The sequence below is a fragment of the Methanothrix sp. genome (genome assembly GCF_016706325.1).
Classification (GTDB): Archaea; Halobacteriota; Methanosarcinia; order Methanotrichales; family Methanotrichaceae; genus Methanothrix.
This window is the reverse complement of the sequence record NZ_JADJJX010000003.1, coordinates 14,654-32,401: the sequence shown is the minus strand read 5'-3', so window position 1 is coordinate 32,401 and position 17,748 is coordinate 14,654. Positions and strand designations below refer to the sequence as shown.

The following is a 17,748-nucleotide window of genomic DNA, read 5'->3' as shown; positions in this document are numbered from 1 at the left end:
TCAACGAAGGTAATGGCATATCATGCTACAGCTGAACAGAAGAGAGACAAAGGAGACCTGCATCGATGTAGCCTTGGAGACTGAGGGTTCGGGTCGCATTGATATCAGGACGGGGATTGAGCTCTTGGATATGATCTTGACCAATATGGGAAAAGGGGCATCCTTCGATCTGAAGATCAGGGCCAGAGGAGATTTTGAGACCGGAGACCATCACACCATTGAGGATACGGGGATAACCCTGGGAAGGGCAATCGCCCAGACGATAAAAAGCGGTATTGGGAGTTCAACTGTGCCCTCGGGCCAGGCCCTGGCGGCGGCAGCAGTGCGCTTCGGAGAGCCCGGATACCGGGGGGAGTTCAGCCTTGAGAGCGAGAGCTTTGGGGGCATGGCCCTGGAGAACCTCAGCCACTTCCTCCGTGCCCTGGCCTACAGTGGTGGGTTCACTCTGATAGTGAGAGCTGATGACGGGGATGATAGCAGCAAGATCGAGGGCATGAGCATTGCTCTGGGCAGAGCGATTAAGAGGGCCCTGAAAGACTCCGGAAAATAAAAGGCCAAAGAGCAAATGAAATAATCAGAAATCAAGAGGGCCTGCCCCACTGCCCTTGCCTAGCCCCTCCGCCTCAGATGGAGTACAAGGGCAAGGGACACTGTGATAAGAGATACGGCATAACCTGGGGCATTGCCCTTCTTTGTCTCATCTGCAGTGCTCTTTAGGGGAAGTACGGTTATGGTGCCATTGGTGATATCCTCCGGCTCAAAGCCACTCCATCCAGTTGCATTGATGTTGACGCTCGAATTTGCTCCAATCGTTCTGAAGCTCAATTCCGCCTTGCTGCAGTTGGCAGGGAAGTTGATCTTGATCCTTCCCTCGCCCCTCCCAAGCTGCCCTTGATCAAGCTGCACCCCATCAAGCTGTGCCCCATCAAGCTGCCAGGTGGGGCTGCAATTGCCAGATATATCAAGAGCCTGAGCAATGGTGGAATCATATCTCAAATCGATCGCTCTTTCCATTCCGGAAGATGGGACCTCCACTGGAATGGAGACGGTCTCGCCGGGCAGGGCCTCTGCCGAACCCAGATATATGTCGCGCATGGGAGCGGGAGTGACATTGAAGTACTCTCCCGTCGCCAGCATGGCATTGACAGCATTCTCTATCCTCGCCCTTAGCTCATACCGTCCGGGATCAGCTCCAACTTCCCTTGCATGGGGCTCAAGAGAGGCAATCGTCCCCTGCAAGGTATGATTCTCGTTGCTGGGGTTCAATCTGCCATTTACAATGTCCTGGAAGCGCAGAGTGCTGACCCCTGGCTCAATCTTTATAAACTGCCTCCTGAGGGTATCATTGGCGATCATTGTATCATAATCCGAGGCGACCTTCAGCTTCTGATACTCGCTCCTGGATACATAATAGATGGAGTTGCTGTCCAGTATCCTGCCGATCCTCCCTGTCGAGTTGAAGTACACCCCCACCTGCTCTTCGGGAGAGGATTGGTTCAAACGCAGCAATGCTGGTACCAGATTATCCCCCATATCCATGATCTGGCTGTTGTCATCACTGAGACGAAGGACGGTGGCATTCCAGGTCCACTCAAAGAGCCAGAACTCACCCGACCCCCGGCCGAGATTTGTGATATCCCTGGAAAACACCGTTCGGTTTGAGGAGTCCACAATCTCCACATCAACCCGTCTTATCTCCGCCGCCTGCTCGAACATGGAGATATTGACGGGAGCGTTCGAGGTTATATTATCTGGGATGCTTATCAATGGAGCACCTGGAGCTGGAACAACATACTGCTCGTTATAGAGATAGTATCGCAGTGTATCGTTGTCCGCCACCCGGATGTTCATCATCGGGGCAATGTGGGTCTTGGAACCACGGTTCAGATGGATGTATTCATCATTGACCATGATTATGCCAAAGGGATAGATCTTGGCAATCCGCATCTTGCCAATTACATCGCCTCTTTCCACTGGAATCAGATATTGATCAGATATCTGGAAGATGGCATCGATGGTGGCAAAGCCCTTCGTCTCATTGGTGAATACATTTTCGACATGAACCATCAACACCGGCAGATCATCCACATCACCCAGATCCTTCTTATAGATATATGTGGAGTTGGGTTTGACCACTGAGCTCTCTATGAACCTTCCGTCCTTTGAAAGCTCAAGAAATATGCTGTCATTGCTCACATCATGAATGCGAATCTCATATCCCTCCTGGAGGGTGTAGTTGCCGGCGAATGTCCGTCCTTGCAGCTTTGTATCCCAGAGAACCTTCCCCAGATACTCCTGCTCCAGCAGGCTTTTCTTTGCCTTTGTGCCGGTTCCACTGCTATCGTATCCAGCAAACCACTGCACACCTAAGAAATTAATCACATAGTATTCTCCCCAGGGCTCGAAATCAAATTCCTTGGGTTCCAACATCGTTGTGTATTGAAAACCTTTTTGAAAAAAGGTATTGTTTTCCTCGAAGATGACCGGATTAACAGGAGGAGAGGCCGTCCGACCGTCGACAGAGTATAAAACCAGGGCCTCATTTCCCAGCATATCTTTTGGATTAAAGAAGAAACCGCTGTAGTTCGCGGCATTCCATCTGGCCAGGGCAGTTGAGTCATAACCCGCTACCTCCACAGGGAAAAAGGTGTCGCTGAATGTTGGACCTCTTATCTCATGAACCCCATAATCGTCGATTATGCCCAGTGGATAGTAGATCAGCTCTGGTTGATCAAGGATAATCAGCGGGAGAGAGGGAATCAGGTGGATACTGCTGTTTCTTTTGAGGTTCAGTTCGATGTCATTTCTGAACTCAATCCCATCCTCTGAGAGATCATCCAGCTTCATGATGCCCAGGACTCCTCCCTCGACGAGCTTGGCAATCGGGCTGTCGCTTATCTGGAAGACACCGTCCACTGAGACGAATCCCCCATCATCGCTTCTCATGGAGTTGGCCAGATGCGCCAGAATCACCGGGACATCGTTTACCTTATAGACGAAGGTGTCGCCGATGCTCACCACAGATCCGTAGACGGGCTTTCCATCCTTCAGGAGGATGAAGTTCACCACTCCGTTCTTCTTCGAGGCCCCGGCAGCGAGCAGAGAGTAGCCCTGAGCGAGAGGAAGGGTATCATTGGAGGTCAGGGTGTACTCTTCATCCTCATCTCTGAGTATCTCTCGCAGCTCTCCTCTGGCCAATGAGCTGACCTCTTCTGTAAAAGAGCTCTCGGGATAGCTGGCCAGATAGGGTTTTCCCATGAGGCCTACCACCCCGTAGCTCCCCCAGGGGGCGTACTCAAACTGCTTTGACCATGTACGGGAGGAGTAGATTATGCTGCCCTTCTTTGCCCTTCTTCCCTCCAGATCTTTTATCAGCAGTTCTTCTCCCCCGGAGTTCTCATCCAGATCGTAGTAGAACCAGCCGAAGTCATCCGCCCTCCAGATGGCGTTGCCATCGGCGAGGTGGCCCCGGACTGTGGCCACCTCTATTGCATCCTGTGCAATTGCCCCGGAGAGAAGCCCCAGATGCATAACAGTGATGGTCAATGCCATCACCAGAACGATTCTGATTATCAACATTCACCTCTTTATTGATCCATGATGGATATGCATACTCGAATAATGCCCAGATGAGCTGGGTATGCTATGATAGGTTATGCTATGATAGAATATCCCACGATAGACTATACCTTGATCGACTGTACCATGACAGGCTATGCTTGGATACCTGGATAAGCTGTATATCCTAGGGCAGACCATGAGTGTAGCGGAGTTAGATGTCATCTATTAAACACGTTGCGATATATGGCAAAGGCGGTATCGGCAAGTCGTGCACGGCCTCGAACATCGCCGCCGCCTGTGCCGAGGAAGGCCACAAAGTCCTGATTGTGGGCTGTGATCCGAAGAGCGATTCGAGCATCACCCTCGTGGGCAGGAGAATCCCCACGATGATGGACCTCATCCTCAAAGGAGGGGAGATCAAAGAGGAGGATGTGCTCCATGAAGGCTACAAGGGGGTCAAGTGCATTGAGGTAGGAGGCCCCGAGCCAGGCGTGGGATGCGCAGGACGGGGCATAATCGTTGCCATCGATTTTCTGCGCAAGGTATCAAAAGCGATGGAGCAGGTGGACCTGGTGCTCTATGATGTGCCAGGGGACATCGTCTGCGGGGGATTCTCTGCTCCCATCAGGAAAGGGCTGGTGAGCCAGGCCTATATCATAACCTCTGGCGAGTACATGCCCCTATATGCTGGGAACAATATCAGTAAAGGCCTCAGAAGATTGAACACCCCTCTGGCCGGAGTGATCTGCAACTCCCGCGAGTCGACGGGGGAGAGGGAGGGAGAGATAGTGGCTCAGTTCGCCCGCGAATTGAACAGCCGGATGGTGGCCTTCATTCCCAAGGATCCAATAGTGCAGCAGTGCGAGAGGAGGGCAGTGACTGTGATCGAGGGAGCGCCCGAATCGAGGATGGCTGATGTCTACCGGGCCCTGGCAAGGGAGATCATGTCCGGGGGAGAGGCCAAGATCCCAGAGCCGCTAAGCGATGAGAGGCTGATGGAGCTATCTAGAGATCTGGGGTCAGAGGAGTGAGGGGGAAGGAGAGGGGCTTTCGGTGAGGATGGAAATGAGGGCAGACTGTCCGCGCATCCTCTTGGCAGGGGATAGAAGCTCCAGCGGCAAGACGACCATAGTGGCGGGGCTTCTCTCTGCCCTGCGAGGCAGGGGTCTGGAGGTTCAGCCATTCAAGGTGGCCATGGACTACATCGATCCCAGCTATCATACCTGGATCACCGGCAGAAGCTGCCGCAACCTGGATGGCTATCTGATGAAGGAGGCTGCCGTCCGCGAGATCTATGCCCATGCTGCTCAGGGGGCAGATGTGGCTGTGATCGAGGGAGTGCGGGGGCTTTATGAGGGATATGATGGGGATCTGGGCTCGACCGCCCAGATCGCCAAGATGCTGCAAATGCCGGTCATCCTTGTGGTGGATGCACGCAGCATAACCCGCAGTTGTGCTGCTCTGGTGAAGGGGTACATGGACTACGATCCTGCCGTCAATCTCCGGGGGGTGATACTGAACAAGGTGGGCTCGGCCAGGCATGCTGATAAGGCGATAAAAGAGATCGAGCGCTATGCAAAGGTGGAGGTGGTGGGCACCATCCGGCGCAATGAGGAGATGTACCTGGCCATGCGCCATATGGGGTTGGTGCCGGTGCTGGAGGGGAAGACCCGCCATGAGGGCTTCAAGGAGAGGGTGGACAGGATCAGGCAGATTGTAGAGGAGGGGCTGGCCCTGGATAGAATACAGGAGATAGCTCGAGAGGCTGAGCCCCTTCCCGAGATCGAGCCGGAGCTCTACCTGAAAAACGATTCCGGACAGGGCCTTTCCATAGGAGTGGCCCAGGATGAGGCCTTCAACTTCTATTACCGGGACAACCTGGAGCTGATGGAGCTGGCAGGAGCAAGGGTCGTTCCCTTCAGCCCGGTGCATGACCGCTCTCTGCCCGATGTGGATGGGATCTACATCGGTGGAGGCTATCCAGAGATCTATGCTCGCGAGCTCTCCGAGAACAAAAGCTTCCTGCATTCATTGCAGAGGGCGCACCAAAGGGATATTCCCATCTTTGGGGAGTGCGGGGGGATGCTGTACCTGAGTGAGGAGATCGAGTGGGATGGCGAGTCTAATCAGATGGCGGGCCTGATTCCTGGAAGGGCAAAAAGAGGAAGCAAGCGAATAGTCAGTTATGTGCACGGCCATCTGGCGAGAGACTCGATCCTGGGGGAGGAGGGCGAGTATATCATGGGCCATGAGTTTCACCATTCAGAGATGCAGATCGACCAGGGGGCAGATGTGCAGTATGCCATCCGGCTGGAGAGGGGCACGGGGATCACCAATGGCTGGGATGGCATTCAAACGGGAAATCTGCTGGCCAGCTACTCTCATATTCACAGTGCATCATATCGTGGCTTTCCAGCCCACTTCCTCCGTGCCTGCCGGGACCTGCGGCAGTGACCCATTACGGGAATAAATGAGGCTGAGCGGATGCGATCTCCTGCGGGAGTTGATGAGGCCGGATAGATGTGATTGAGGCCGGGCCGATGTGCACTTGACGCTCAGGTATTTATTTAATGCAGACATCTATTAGCATCAAGGTGAATTATCATGGTGAAAATGCCAGCCGATGTAAAAGAAACCCTGGAGAAGCAAAAGCCCGTGCCCATTGCCACTGCCAGCAGGTCGGGGATCCCGAATGTAGTATTTGTAGGGCTGCTCAAGATCATAGATGATGAGACACTGATGATCGCGGACAATTTCTTCTACAAGACAGCGCAGAACCTGGAGGAGAACCCCAAGATATCCATCCTCTGCTATAATAGCGAGAGCAAGAAGTCCTTCCAGATCAAGGGCAATGTCACCGTCTGCAAGGATGGGGCGGACTTTGATGCCATGAGGGCCTGGGTGCACGGGGTCAACAACAAGCTACCGGCCAAGGCCTGTGTCATGGTCAAGATCACTGAGATCTATAATGCCATGTGGGGGCCGGCTGCAGGAAAGCAGATAGCTTGAGGGCCATCGGGAACCGGAGGACTATCAGGGACTGGAGGAGCATCAGGGGCTGGAGGGCCGCCAGGAACTGGAGGATTATCAGAAAAATGATGGGCCATCTATGCCCATCGCCGCTCATTTTCAGTGCCGGTCTCTCATCAGCGGCACATACTCCACCCCTGGTCGGCTCCTGCCCATCTCCATACGATACAGCTCCATCAGGGAGTAGACCTCCTCTGGTACATTGATCTCTACGCACTCCCCCAGCAGATCTCGGGCATCCTCCGCCATGAAGGGGTGGTCATGGGTATACTTTCCTGAGACAAACTCCTCTATAATCCTGTCCCGGCTGGCGGCATCATTGAATTTACCGTCCAGAATCTTTTGCAGGAGCTCTCTCATCTGGGCCAGGGCCTTTCTCGCCTCCTCGACGTAGACCAGAGTCTTATCATCCATCTCATCGATCTTCTTCTTCTCTGCCACCGCCAGGAGGGATGTGGCCGGGTAGCTGCCCTGGGCATCGCCCAGTTGAGGATCGACCGGCCCGAGGGCGGCATGGGGGTCCATGACGATCTTATCGGCAGCAAAGGCGATCAGCGTTCCCCCGCTCATGGCATAATGGGGCACGATCACCGTTTTTCTGGCGGGGTGGGACTTCAGAGCCATGGCGATCTGGGTGGCGGCCAGGGCCAGGCCCCCGGGGGTATGAAGGATGATGTCAATGGGCACATCCTTCTGCGCCCGGCGGATGGCTCTCAGGACCTTCTCGCTGTCCTCGATATCGATATACCGGGCAAGGGGAATGCCAAGGAAGCTGATCGTCTCCTGGCGGTGGATGAGGGTTATAACCTGGGTGCCCCTGGATTTGCCCAGCCGGGCCAGGACGCGCTTTCTTTCCGCCTGCAGATAGTTTTTCTGCAGCATCGGAACCAAAAAGAGCAGTATGAATATTATGAACCAGGCATTGCTGAGCAGGGAGTTGAAGACATCTGTGCCGGTCTGAGCTAAAATCGGATCCATCAGCATCTATTATCAATTAACCCGGATCGTATTTAAGCCCTATCAAGGCTGTATATCCTCATTTGAAAGAGCAAACAGTGCGAGATGTGGGATCCTGCTCAACTAATTTTAATTTTTATTTATATATATATTTCATCTAAATCTTATGCCCTATGGCAAAACGCCTCATCACCTTGTCGATCTGGATTTTGACAGCGTCGCCTACTTTGGTATCGGCCACGAAGATCACAAATCCCTCCACTCTGGCAATGCCGTCGCCTTCGCGAGCTATGTCCTCGATCTTGACATCATACTCTCCATCCACCTCTACTGGAGCAGGAGGGCTCATAGAGGACCGATCTCTATCATAACCTGCCAATTGCATCATCATCCTTCGCGAAAACAAGGAAACTGTTTTGCGTTGGTCTTGGCCTGGACATCCCGCTATTAAATTCTTTTGCTCAATTAGGCCAATCTTTTTCTGCTATAATGTATTCTCTGTTATAATGCATTCCTTAAAAAATATGGAATGGCTGGAAAGGTACAGGGATATGATACCGGACTTCGAGGGCTTCCGGGAGGTGCAGAGCCAGGCTCTCCCCAGCACCTGCCGGATCAACACCCTGAAGATCGATAAGCGCTCCCTGCTAGACCGATTTTGCGAGTCCGGGATTGATTATCAGAGCTTCGCCTGGTATCCCCTGGGCCTGAAGCTGAACCTGGAAGGCGCGGGAAAGCTTGTCGAGAACCTCTTAGGCTACATCCATATCCAAGAGGAGCTATCAATGCTCCCGCCCCTGCTGCTCGACCCCCAGCCCGGCGAGCTGATATTGGACCTTTGCGCCTCTCCGGGCAGCAAGACCTGCCAGATATCTCAGATGATGAAGAACCAGGGAAGGGTGATCGCCAATGAGCCATCTCTGGGAAGGGTGGCTCCACTGCGTTCGAACTGTGATCGTTTGGGGGTCATGAATGTTGCCATCACCCGCTATGACGGGCGCAGGTTCCCCTCCCGCCCCGTCCAGTTCGACCGGGTCCTGGTGGACGCTCCCTGCTCCTGTGAGGGCCGGGAGAGGAGGGGGCCTGGAGTGCTGTGCAAGAGCAGCAGCAAGAGGTCGATGGATCTGCACAGGCTGCAGGTCGACCTGCTCAGGAGTGCCATCCGTCTGGTCAAGCCCGGAGGGATAGTGGTTTACTCCACCTGCACCTATGCTCCAGAGGAGAACGAGCTGGTGATCGAAAAAGTCCTCGACCTGGCCCGGCTGGAGAGGATATCGATTCCAGGTTTAGCCGCCTGTCCGGGGATAACCGGGTGGAGCGGCAAAGACCTGAACCGTGAGCTGTGCAAGACGGCCCGTTATTACCCTCATCTAAACGATACAGGAGGATTCTATGTCGCCAGACTCGTCAAGAAGCAGGAACATCTTTGAGCCTTTGGACTGCTCCTTCGTGGCAGACCTTTGGGGCGAGCGGTTTGGCATTTCCCCGTCAGCCTTCTCTGGATATGTCTTCTTCAGGAAGGCAAATAGCGTCTGGGCGGCCAACAAGTCCATCCTCCCAAGGCTGAGCTACGAGGCAATTGGAATGCGCATTATGAACCTGAAGGATCGGCCGTGGAAGCCCACCACCAGCGCCCTGCAGCTCTTCGGCCAGTATGCCACAAAGAACATCATCCACCTGGATTCAACTGATGCCAGGGCCTTCATGGAGGGCAGGACCCTGGCAGTTGAATCGGATGCAAAGTCTGGTTATGTGGTGGTGTTTTATGGAGGAGAGGTGCTTGGATGTGGTCTGTACTCGCGCGGAGTGCTGGCAAGTCAGATTCCAAAAGAGCGGAGATTGGCGAGCGCAGAGCACAGGGAGAATCGATCTCTTCGCTGAATTGGGCCAGCGGTGTGCTACATCCAGATGCTGCTCGATAGGCGACAATTCCATATAGATCGCCCTGCAGTTCTCTGCAAATATTGCCCTTAGGAAGTGTGAGAATCTTTGATTGCCTCAGATCTCTTGGAGATGGAAGGGATATGCCCCTCTCCAGATAGCACCGGCAATGATCATGACCTGCTGAAGGGTCTATGGTCAGAGCCGGTGAAGCTGCACCGCCTGGCCAATCTGCTGCGCCAGAAGAGCGGCAAGGATGAGGTCTCTTTTGTGATAAATCGAAACATCAACTTCACCAACCAGTGCATTGGAAGCTGCAGGTTCTGCTCCTTTAAACACAGCAAAAAATTCCGCCTCTCAGACCAGGAGATACTCAGCCGGGCGGATGAGGCGGAGGAGCGGGGGGCGACAGAGATCTGTCTGCAGGGAGGACTTGCGCCCGGAATGCTCCTGGAGGACTACTGCAGCATCCTGGAGACCATCCACCGCAGCCATCCCCGGCTGCATCTTCATGCCTACTCCCCCATGGAGGTGCTGCATATGTCCCGCAACTCCGACCTGGCGGTGGAAGACTGTCTTAAGGAGCTGAAGAGAAGCGGCCTTGGGTCCATGCCCGGCACAGCGGCGGAGATCCTGGTCGACTCCATCCGCCAGGTGATCTGCCCGGAGAAGCTGAAGACCGAAGAGTGGAAGGAGATCATCACCACTGCTCATCACCTCAAGATCCCCTCCACCTCCACCATCCTCTTCGGCCATGTGGAGAGGATGGAAGACCGGCTGGAGCACCTGAAGATCCTGAAGGGGATTCAAGAGCAGACCGGAGGCTTCACAGAGATGGTCCTCCTCCCCTTCATCCCGGAGAACAATCCCCTGGGGAAGGCCGTCCGGGGAGCGGACCTGCTCGACCGGCTGAAGATGCATGCCCTGGCCAGGGTGGCCCTTTATCCCGCCATCAGCAATATCCAGGCGAGCTGGACCAAGCTGGGGCGGGAGGCGGCAAGGGCGGCCATCATGTGGGGGGCAAACGACCTGGGAGGAACCCTCATGGACGAGAAGATCGCCCGCAATTCTCAGGAGCAGCCGGGCATATCGGCGCAGGAGATGGAGGAGCTGATCGAGAGCTGCGGACGGAAGGCGGTGCAGAGGACGACGCTGTATGAGAGGATTTGACTGAGGCTCAACGCTATGTGAGGATGTGTGCAGAGGATTTTCCGTTATGCTTTCATTCCATTGTGGCGAGGCCTAAATATCCCGGTTTCACTACAGAGAGGCAGGGGCACAGAGACGGATGAGAGATTGTGACCACAGGCTATCTGCAGAAAATGCCGAAGAGCCGCAAACGATCACCTTGCTCGAGCCCGGGCCGCCTTCTGCACGCTCTGATCGGGATCCGCGGCCAGCCTCTTCAGAGTCTCTGAGGGCGTATTGGGATTTTTTGCCACCGCCTCCCTCACCACCCAGGACCAATGGCCTGCCAGCCCATCCAGGATCCTTCCATCAAGCCTGGGATTGCGGGCTGCGGCCTCTCTTATCTCCCAGCTCCTATCCCTGGCTAAAGCGTCCAGCGCCTCTGCCGGGGTGCGGGGGTTCTGTGCTGTCGTAGCCCGGACATCCATGATCCTGTCAGCAGATAGATAGGCCAAGAGCTCCCCTGGAGTGGATGGATTTCGGGCGATATTGTTTCTCACCAGCCAGCTCACATCCCGGACCATCTTTTTCATCAGCTCTATTGTGAGCAGGGGATTGCTGGCGGCTGCGGCGCGGACATGCTCATCTGAGTCCCGGGCGAGAAATTCCAGGGTCTGGGAATTGATATTGGGGCTTTTTGCCACTGCTTCCTTCACCAGATAGCGGTTCTTTCCCAGGGTGCAGTCGTAGTCGCTCATCTCGTCCCCGGCTAAAGTCTCCAGCATCTCGCTTGTGGCATTGCAGTTCAGGGCCACAGCCGCTCTCACAAACCCCGAGCTGTCCTCGGCCAGCCGGGCCAGGGTCGAGATCGGGGTGCGGGCATTGCCGGCCACTGCCTCTCTCACCCATTGCACTGCATCCCGGGCGAGAGAGCTCAGGATATCCTCCGGGGTATCCGGATTCCAGGCCAGCTTTCGTCTCACATGCCAGTCCCAGGAGCGGGCAAGCTCTTCTGGATCTTCAGTTGCCTCCTTTCTGTCCACAGCCTTCTCAGATATCATTGTCAATGCACTTTTTCCATCAACTGCACTTTTTCTTCCATCAACTGCACTTTTTCTTCCATCAATGCACTCTTATCCCTTACTGCCTATATCTCAATCCGGTAGCATAAGAATCCATAGACCTCTTCCAGAAGGGAATCGATATCCTTCTCATCATGCTTCTCCAGCTTTCTCTCCACCAAGGGCAGGTGGATGGAGCTCTTGATCTGCCTGACCAGGCTCTCCTCTCCGCCCAGAACAGCATAATTGGCTATCCCCCCGTAACTGGCCTCCATTCGGGCCAGACCGTCAACAACAGCATCGATATGATTTTTGATGTCCTCCTCGCGCAGCCTCTCGAACCTCTTCTGGCTCCACCCCCCCTTGGAGTGCTTCTCTTTCACCTGGCTTTCCACCAGCTCCTTTATCTCAAAGGCTCCTGCGCCCAGGGCCATCCCCAGGAGGCTGCTGCCGGCATGGACGGATACAACCAGCACCGGTGTATAGAGCATCTCCTCAATGAGTCCAAGCTGAAAGGCGCCTCCCTCCCAGGATGCCCTCTCCTTGATGGGAAAGGGTGGAATTAGCTGCAGGGCGAAGAGCTGGGGGGAGTAGATGATTATTCTGCCCCGTCTGGATTTGACTGCCATCGCCGATTCCCGTATCTGCGGCGGAAGGGCAGCATCCTCGGGCACGGAATCAGTAAAGGCAGCCACCAGCAGATCTTCCCGAGGGGAGCGAACTGCTTTGAGCCTCTCAATGAGGATATCAAACTCCCTCTTTCCCGGCTTCCAGGCTCCAGAAGGCCTTGTTATCAGTTCCTTCCTCTCTATATCACCGGACGGGACAGATTTCAGTGCTGCCCTCTGTTCCATGGCCTTCAGAGCCAGGTTTGCCTCCTGATTGGCACTGGCAAGCCTTTTGATCCTCTCTTCCCTCTTCTCCAGTGTGCGCCGCAGCTCATCCGTCTCCTTCGCCTGTGCGGCTAAAGCCTCCTCCAGCTCGCTTATGCGTTCTTCCAGCTTCTTCCTGCCGAAAAGGTCGACCAATTCTCACCCCATCCCATCTCTTCTCACCCTTCCTCCTGCCTTTCTCGAAGAGGACAGAGGCCTCATCCAGATACATATTTCTGTACGGGAATTTATATTTCCCGCCAGCATCAACAGGGAAAAAAGAGATGACGGACTCGCTGGGACTCGAACCCAGGTCAGCGGGTATCCTCGACAAGAGTCACCGAAGCCCGCTAGGATGTCCACTACCCTACGAGTCCATATGTGAGGTAGTCACTGCTCCTGAGCTATTAACCTTTCCTGCTCAGCCTGGCGGCTGGAGATGCCGGGGAAAGAGATAACTTGTTGAAAGTCAAAATAGAGCCATCACCCTGAATTCGTATCTCAGTCCATTAAAATATCCCCCGGTGAGGTGATTCCAATTGGCCGCCAATAAAAGAGCCTGCCCATTTGTAGACAGGCAATGCTTGCAAGAGGGCTGCATGGCCTGGAGACAGGAGGACTGCAGACTGATCTTGAGATCTGGAATCCTGAGCCCCTTTGAGCACAAGCTCCAGGATGCTGCTCCTTTGATGTATCGCTCCCTGCTCGATCTGGTCAGAATCCTGGAGGAGGCTTCCAAGGACTGCGGCAAATGCGGGCCTGATCTGTGGAACTATGCTCAGCAGACCCGTGCCGGCCTCTTAAACGAGCTGATTTCAGCGGAGCTTGCCGGGGCGGGCATCAAAGCCGGTGGCGAGGAGGATGAATGAAAACTTCGAACGCCAGCATGGAAGAGGAGGTGCAATGCCAGGAACTCATTTTCTAACCAACTGCCCCAGGTGCGGATATGTGGCCAATGCCCAGAGCATAGACGGATTGACGGTGAAGATCTGCTGCCAGATGTGCGGCTTCGAGGGCAGGATGCCCCATCCCGATCTGAAGGATGGTGCCTGGCGGACGGGCTAACAGAAGAGCATTGCAGTGCGTATAGGCATCTGGAGCCAGGATTGAGCAACGCTAACGGATTGTGATCGATGATGAGAACCAGCCATGCCCTCCTGCTCCGCCTCATCCACGATCCCCAGTACGATCTCTCAGCAGTCAGAGTCGAGTACCTGGACCGAGGGGCTCCCGGCGACAGATCAGCATTCTCTGGGGAGGAGATCATCAAGATCGAGCAGGGCTTCGTAGAGATAAGCTCTGACCTTGAGACGAAGTTCATACCCATTCACCGCTTAAGAGGCATCTTTTATCAAGAGGAAGCTCTCTGGAGGAAGGGGGCTCCTGTTGAATAGCCGGATGATTAGCAGTCTCAGGATGATTGGCTGTCTCAGGATGATTGGCTGTCTCAGGATGATCAGCCACCTCCGGATGGTTGGCCGTCTCCAAAGGGGAGAGATATCTGCATTAAGCAATTCCGATCCATTATCAAATTGAGGCAAATACAATGGAGATAATATTTCTTGGCACTAATGGCTGGTATGATAGCGATACCGGCAATACTGTATGTACTCTGATCAACTCGGACAGATATCACATAATTCTCGATGCGGGAAATGGTATAAGCAAGATCGACCAGCATATCCATGATGATCTGCCCGTGTACCTCTTCTTGAGCCATTTTCATCTGGACCATATAGGAGGGCTGCATGTGTTGAATAAGTTCAGATTCGCCCAGGGGCTGAAGATATTCGGGCAGAAGGGGACGAGGGCGATCCTGGATACAATCATAAACGAGCCGTTTACAGTTCCTCTGCAGAAGCTTCCCTATCCTGTAGAGGTGAACGAGCTTCTCCCTGGTCCCTACAAACTGCCCTTTGCCCTGGAGTGCGAGTTTCTGCTCCATTCTTCTCCCACCCTGGGATATCGCCTCGATCTGGATGGAAAGATCATCGCCTACTGCCTAGATACAGGCGTCTGCGAGAGTGTAGTTCATCTGGCAGAGGGGGCTGACCTCCTGATAACTGAGTGCTCCCATAAGCCAGGAGAGTCGAGTCCAGCCTGGCCCCACCTCAATCCCCAGGATGCAGTCGATATCGCCCGGCGGGCAGGAGCCAAAAGGCTGGCCTTGACCCATTTCGATGCCAGCCGATACCAGAGCATGCAGGAGCGCATGGATGCAATAGCGTCGGTGGTTGATTATCAGGATATAATCGTGGCGAAGGACGGTTTGATACTGCATATCTGAAACAGTTGTAATAAAAGTGCGAAATGATAGATGTAAATCGATGAATATAAATGATGGATTTAACGTGCTAGATGCGAAATGATAGATGCGAAATGATAGATGCGAAATGATAGATGTGAAATGATAGATGTGAAATGATAGATGTGAAACAATAAATATACTAAAAAAATTTGCCTTGCAGGGTCTAAAAAAAAACAGCCCCGCTTCTATAACATTCCCAAAAAGGGATGATTACCCAGTTCAGTATCTTCTGGGTGGTCTAGCTGGCCTATGCTTCTGGTAGCAGTCGCTGCAATATACTGGCCTGGAGCCATCGGGCTTGAAGGGAACCTGACATGCCTTTCCGCACTCTGCGCAAGTGGCATCGTGCATCTCTCTCGGGCCGCTGCTGTAGCCGCCTCTGCTTCCGCTTCCGTATCTTTCCATTTATACTCACTTACCTTTGGCATCGATTCGATGAATCGATCCTACATACTACAAAACATCCCATCAAACTCAATTGAAGCGACGCTTATGCAGCGTCTGTAGGGAGGTCCAGTTTGCTTATATACTTGTTGGTTAATTGGAGGGAGGATAAATCCCATCTCATCCTTAATACTATCTCAGCCTTTATACTCTCCGCCAACCAACTCACGTATGCGCTCAGCGATCTTAGGCCCTACCATATCCACCTCTTGCAGCTCCTCCATGCTGGCAGTAATCACCCTCTCAATCGATCCAAAATGACGGAGGAGGTTCTTTGCCACCGATGGACCCACGCTGGGGATGGCGGATATGAGATATTCCTGCTGCTCTTTCAGTGTTCGGGCGGTCTTATGGCCGTGCAGCTTGGGCTCGCGCCCCTCTCTCCCCTCTCTAGAGGCGAGCAAACGGATGAGCGATGCCGTATCCTCCTGGTCCTCTGTGGGGATGATGGGCACACCATAATCCACTGCTACTGAAGCCAGAGCACCCTGAATGGAGCTTGGGCTCACCTGGCGGGAGTACAGATCTCTTCCCTCCAGGATCAATACCGGGCGCTCATAGCTCCGGGATAGATCTGCTATCTGGCGGAAGAGGTTTCTCTTCGGATCGATGATCGAGGCCACAAAATCCTGGGCGGTCTTGCGCTCGATCGCCACCCGATCGCTTATCACATAATCACCCACCTCCAGACTCTTCAAGATGACCTCCAGCCCTCTGCTCTCCAGGAGCTTAGCCATTCCCCGCTCCCTGGGATCGACATATATCCTGCCGCCCTCTCTCCTCTCATTCTTCCCCTCCGCCCAGCTATCCAGGCGCTCCTCAGGGCGCTTTTCTGCGACCTCCAGCTGGCGGGAGGAGAACTCTCGCGATAGAGACTCTGAGACCTGACCGCTCAGGCTGCGGATCTCCCTGTTCATGCTCTTCTCCTTGCGGTCGGATATCCAGTAGTAGGCCTCATCCCTGGTGCCTTTGGCTATAAGGACCACTACCCTTCCGCTCCTCGCCCTGCCCGTCCTCCCTTTGCGTTGAATGCTGCGAATCTCAGATGGAACCGGCTCATAGAATAGAACCATATCTGTGGCCGGAATATCGATCCCCTCCTCCCCTACTGAGGTGGCGATGAGGACATTATACTCTCCTGCCCTGAACCTCTGCAAGATCTCGGTCTGCTTTTTCTGGCTGAGCCCCTCATCATCTGCCCGGCTGGACTGCCCGACGAACCGGACCGCTCTGATCACCGGATCGCCTTTCAGTGATCGGAGGAGGGCCGATGCTGTATCCCGGTAATTGGTGAAGACCATGATCCGGGACTCGGGCTTGGCCTCGATCTGCTCTCTCAATATCCTCCTGACCATGGCCGGCTTGGGATGCTCCACCTTCAACTGCTCAAGGGCCTGGATGGCCTGGCGGAATTTCGGGTCCTCCATTATCCTCCGGGAGGCCTTCGAGCCACTTCTTGAGGTGGCCTCGCCCTGCAGCCTATGGAAATATTTCAAAAGCGCCTCTGTGCCCTGGGTCTCAGCCAGCTCCACAGCATGATAGAGCTTGAGGATCTCGGCCAGGATGGAGATGCCCTTGAAGGTGGCCTGGTTGGCCTGCCTCCTGGCAGAGGAGACCAGCATGGCCTGAAGGCCAAGGAGCTCCTTTTTAGTGGCCCTGGGGTCGATCTTTGCTGGGCTTATGCCCAGCCGGTTGAGATCATCTATCCGATCTCGCAGCACCTCCTCAATTGCTGTTCTGATATCGAGAAGCTCCTTGGGGACGGTCAGCTTCACCCATTCTATCTCTCTTGAGTGAATAAACGGGGCTACATCCGAGTCCCTCTCGGTTCGGGTCTGAATATTCTCTATGGAGAGGTTGGCGCAGATCTCGGCGATCTTCTCCTTTTCGCTTCCCGGACTGGCGGTGATTCCCAGAACCAGTGGATCTTTGGCCTCGCGGAGATAGCGCTCTGCAATATAGACATAAGCATAGTTTCCCACTGCCCGGTGAGCTTCATCGAATATTATCAGGGAGACATCCTCAAGCCCGATTCTGTGGGATAGCAGGTCATTTTCTATCACCTGGGGGGTGCAGACCACTATTCGCGCATCCTCCCAGGCGACCTTCCTCTTCTCTGGTGGCATCTCCCCTGTCATCATGACCACCATTCCGCTCTCTTTCAGCACCCGGCGCAGGAAGGCAGCATGCTGCTCTACCAGGGGTTTAGTGGGGGCCAGGAACAGGATCCGGCCTCTATTAAGCCGGGCGAGAAGAACCATAAGAGCAATCACCGTCTTGCCAAGGCCCGTGGGGACCACAATCAAGCTAGAGGATTTGAGGGCACTGGCGGCCAGATCCAGTTGAAAGAGCCTCTTTTCCACTGTCTGTGGCTTGATGAGCGGATGCTCCAGGTAAGAGGACATATGCAGCCTTATTCAATGTCATTGTATTAGATATTATTGTATTGCTAATTATTATGTTACATATAAATATTAGATATGATTTTATTCAATTTTTTACAGGA

At 54.1% G+C, this 17,748-nt stretch carries 18 protein-coding genes and 1 tRNA gene; 11 read left to right on the top strand and 8 right to left on the bottom strand.

Annotation, left to right across the window (positions count from 1 at the left end; all coding sequences use genetic code 11):
• The first annotated feature begins 22 nt into the window (after positions 1-22).
• A complete protein-coding gene (locus tag IPI63_RS12220; protein WP_292478701.1) occupies positions 23-550 on the top strand; it encodes an imidazoleglycerol-phosphate dehydratase in 528 nt (175 codons plus the stop codon).
• Positions 551-609: 59 nt separating this feature from the next.
• Here the strand turns inward: IPI63_RS12220 and IPI63_RS12215 are convergent, their stop codons facing one another.
• Positions 610-3,579: an S-layer protein domain-containing protein gene (locus IPI63_RS12215; RefSeq protein ID WP_292478700.1), complete on the bottom strand. Its 2,970-nt coding sequence runs from the start codon at positions 3,577-3,579 to the stop codon at positions 610-612.
• 197 nt (positions 3,580-3,776) lie between these two features.
• On the opposite strand from IPI63_RS12215, the gene cfbC reads away from it, so the two are divergent.
• From cfbC to IPI63_RS12200, 3 genes are all read left to right on the top strand, one after another.
• A complete protein-coding gene (cfbC, locus tag IPI63_RS12210) occupies positions 3,777-4,592 on the top strand; it encodes a Ni-sirohydrochlorin a,c-diamide reductive cyclase ATP-dependent reductase subunit (RefSeq protein WP_292478699.1) in 816 nt (271 codons plus the stop codon).
• A gap of 28 nt (positions 4,593-4,620) precedes the next feature.
• A complete protein-coding gene (cfbB, locus tag IPI63_RS12205) occupies positions 4,621-6,015 on the top strand; it encodes a Ni-sirohydrochlorin a,c-diamide synthase (RefSeq protein WP_292478810.1) in 1,395 nt (464 codons plus the stop codon).
• A gap of 150 nt (positions 6,016-6,165) precedes the next feature.
• Complete coding sequence (locus IPI63_RS12200) at positions 6,166-6,570, top strand: pyridoxamine 5'-phosphate oxidase family protein (protein ID WP_214066445.1); 405 nt, start codon at positions 6,166-6,168, stop codon at positions 6,568-6,570.
• 120 nt (positions 6,571-6,690) lie between these two features.
• Here the strand turns inward: IPI63_RS12200 and IPI63_RS12195 are convergent, their stop codons facing one another.
• Positions 6,691-7,569: a hypothetical protein gene (locus IPI63_RS12195; protein ID WP_342673398.1), complete on the bottom strand. Its 879-nt coding sequence runs from the start codon at positions 7,567-7,569 to the stop codon at positions 6,691-6,693.
• A gap of 136 nt (positions 7,570-7,705) precedes the next feature.
• Positions 7,706-7,933 carry a TRAM domain-containing protein gene (locus IPI63_RS12190; RefSeq protein WP_292478808.1) on the bottom strand — a complete coding sequence of 76 codons (228 nt, stop codon included), beginning with the start codon at positions 7,931-7,933 and terminating at the stop codon, positions 7,706-7,708.
• Positions 7,934-8,054: 121 nt separating this feature from the next.
• Between IPI63_RS12190 and IPI63_RS12185 the strand changes: the two genes are divergently transcribed.
• The 3 genes from IPI63_RS12185 (at position 8,055) to cofH (ending at position 10,599) form a co-directional block, all read left to right on the top strand.
• Entirely contained in the window at positions 8,055-8,978 is a 924-nt protein-coding gene (locus tag IPI63_RS12185) for an RsmB/NOP family class I SAM-dependent RNA methyltransferase (protein WP_292478696.1), read from the top strand.
• Positions 8,941-9,429: a hypothetical protein gene (locus tag IPI63_RS12180; RefSeq protein ID WP_214066444.1), complete on the top strand. Its 489-nt coding sequence runs from the start codon at positions 8,941-8,943 to the stop codon at positions 9,427-9,429. Before IPI63_RS12185 ends, IPI63_RS12180 begins: the two co-directional genes overlap by 38 nt.
• Positions 9,430-9,537: 108 nt before the next feature.
• Complete coding sequence (cofH, locus tag IPI63_RS12175) at positions 9,538-10,599, top strand: 5-amino-6-(D-ribitylamino)uracil--L-tyrosine 4-hydroxyphenyl transferase CofH (RefSeq protein WP_292478695.1); 1,062 nt, start codon at positions 9,538-9,540, stop codon at positions 10,597-10,599.
• A gap of 173 nt (positions 10,600-10,772) precedes the next feature.
• Here the strand turns inward: cofH and IPI63_RS12170 are convergent, their stop codons facing one another.
• The 3 genes from IPI63_RS12170 to IPI63_RS12160 form a co-directional block, all read right to left on the bottom strand.
• Positions 10,773-11,618: a hypothetical protein gene (locus IPI63_RS12170; protein ID WP_292478807.1), complete on the bottom strand. Its 846-nt coding sequence runs from the start codon at positions 11,616-11,618 to the stop codon at positions 10,773-10,775.
• An 86-nt stretch (positions 11,619-11,704) separates the two neighbouring features.
• Positions 11,705-12,646 carry a Vms1/Ankzf1 family peptidyl-tRNA hydrolase gene (locus IPI63_RS12165; protein ID WP_292478694.1) on the bottom strand — a complete coding sequence of 314 codons (942 nt, stop codon included), beginning with the start codon at positions 12,644-12,646 and terminating at the stop codon, positions 11,705-11,707.
• Positions 12,647-12,778: 132 nt separating this feature from the next.
• Positions 12,779-12,867: transfer RNA gene (locus tag IPI63_RS12160), tRNA-Arg, on the bottom strand.
• Between the two features lie 255 nt (positions 12,868-13,122).
• On the opposite strand from IPI63_RS12160, the gene IPI63_RS12155 reads away from it, so the two are divergent.
• The 4 genes from IPI63_RS12155 to IPI63_RS12140 all read left to right on the top strand — a co-directional run bounded on the left by IPI63_RS12155 (position 13,123) and on the right by IPI63_RS12140 (position 14,777).
• Positions 13,123-13,359 (top strand): hypothetical protein, encoded by a 237-nt coding sequence (locus IPI63_RS12155; RefSeq protein WP_292478693.1) that lies wholly within the window; start codon positions 13,123-13,125, stop codon positions 13,357-13,359.
• Positions 13,352-13,555 (top strand): hypothetical protein, encoded by a 204-nt coding sequence (locus IPI63_RS12150; RefSeq protein WP_292478692.1) that lies wholly within the window; start codon positions 13,352-13,354, stop codon positions 13,553-13,555. Before IPI63_RS12155 ends, IPI63_RS12150 begins: the two co-directional genes overlap by 8 nt.
• Before the next feature lie 68 nt (positions 13,556-13,623).
• Positions 13,624-13,884 carry a DUF504 domain-containing protein gene (locus IPI63_RS12145; protein WP_292478691.1) on the top strand — a complete coding sequence of 87 codons (261 nt, stop codon included), beginning with the start codon at positions 13,624-13,626 and terminating at the stop codon, positions 13,882-13,884.
• A 152-nt stretch (positions 13,885-14,036) separates the two neighbouring features.
• Complete coding sequence (locus tag IPI63_RS12140; protein ID WP_214066439.1) at positions 14,037-14,777, top strand: MBL fold metallo-hydrolase; 741 nt, start codon at positions 14,037-14,039, stop codon at positions 14,775-14,777.
• A gap of 240 nt (positions 14,778-15,017) precedes the next feature.
• Here IPI63_RS12140 and IPI63_RS12135 read toward each other — a convergent pair whose 3' ends face one another.
• Positions 15,018-15,149: a CxxC-x17-CxxC domain-containing protein gene (locus tag IPI63_RS12135; RefSeq protein WP_273272316.1), complete on the bottom strand. Its 132-nt coding sequence runs from the start codon at positions 15,147-15,149 to the stop codon at positions 15,018-15,020.
• A gap of 230 nt (positions 15,150-15,379) precedes the next feature.
• A complete protein-coding gene (locus IPI63_RS12130; protein WP_292478690.1) occupies positions 15,380-17,647 on the bottom strand; it encodes a DEAD/DEAH box helicase in 2,268 nt (755 codons plus the stop codon).
• Positions 17,648-17,748: the final 101 nt, after the last annotated feature.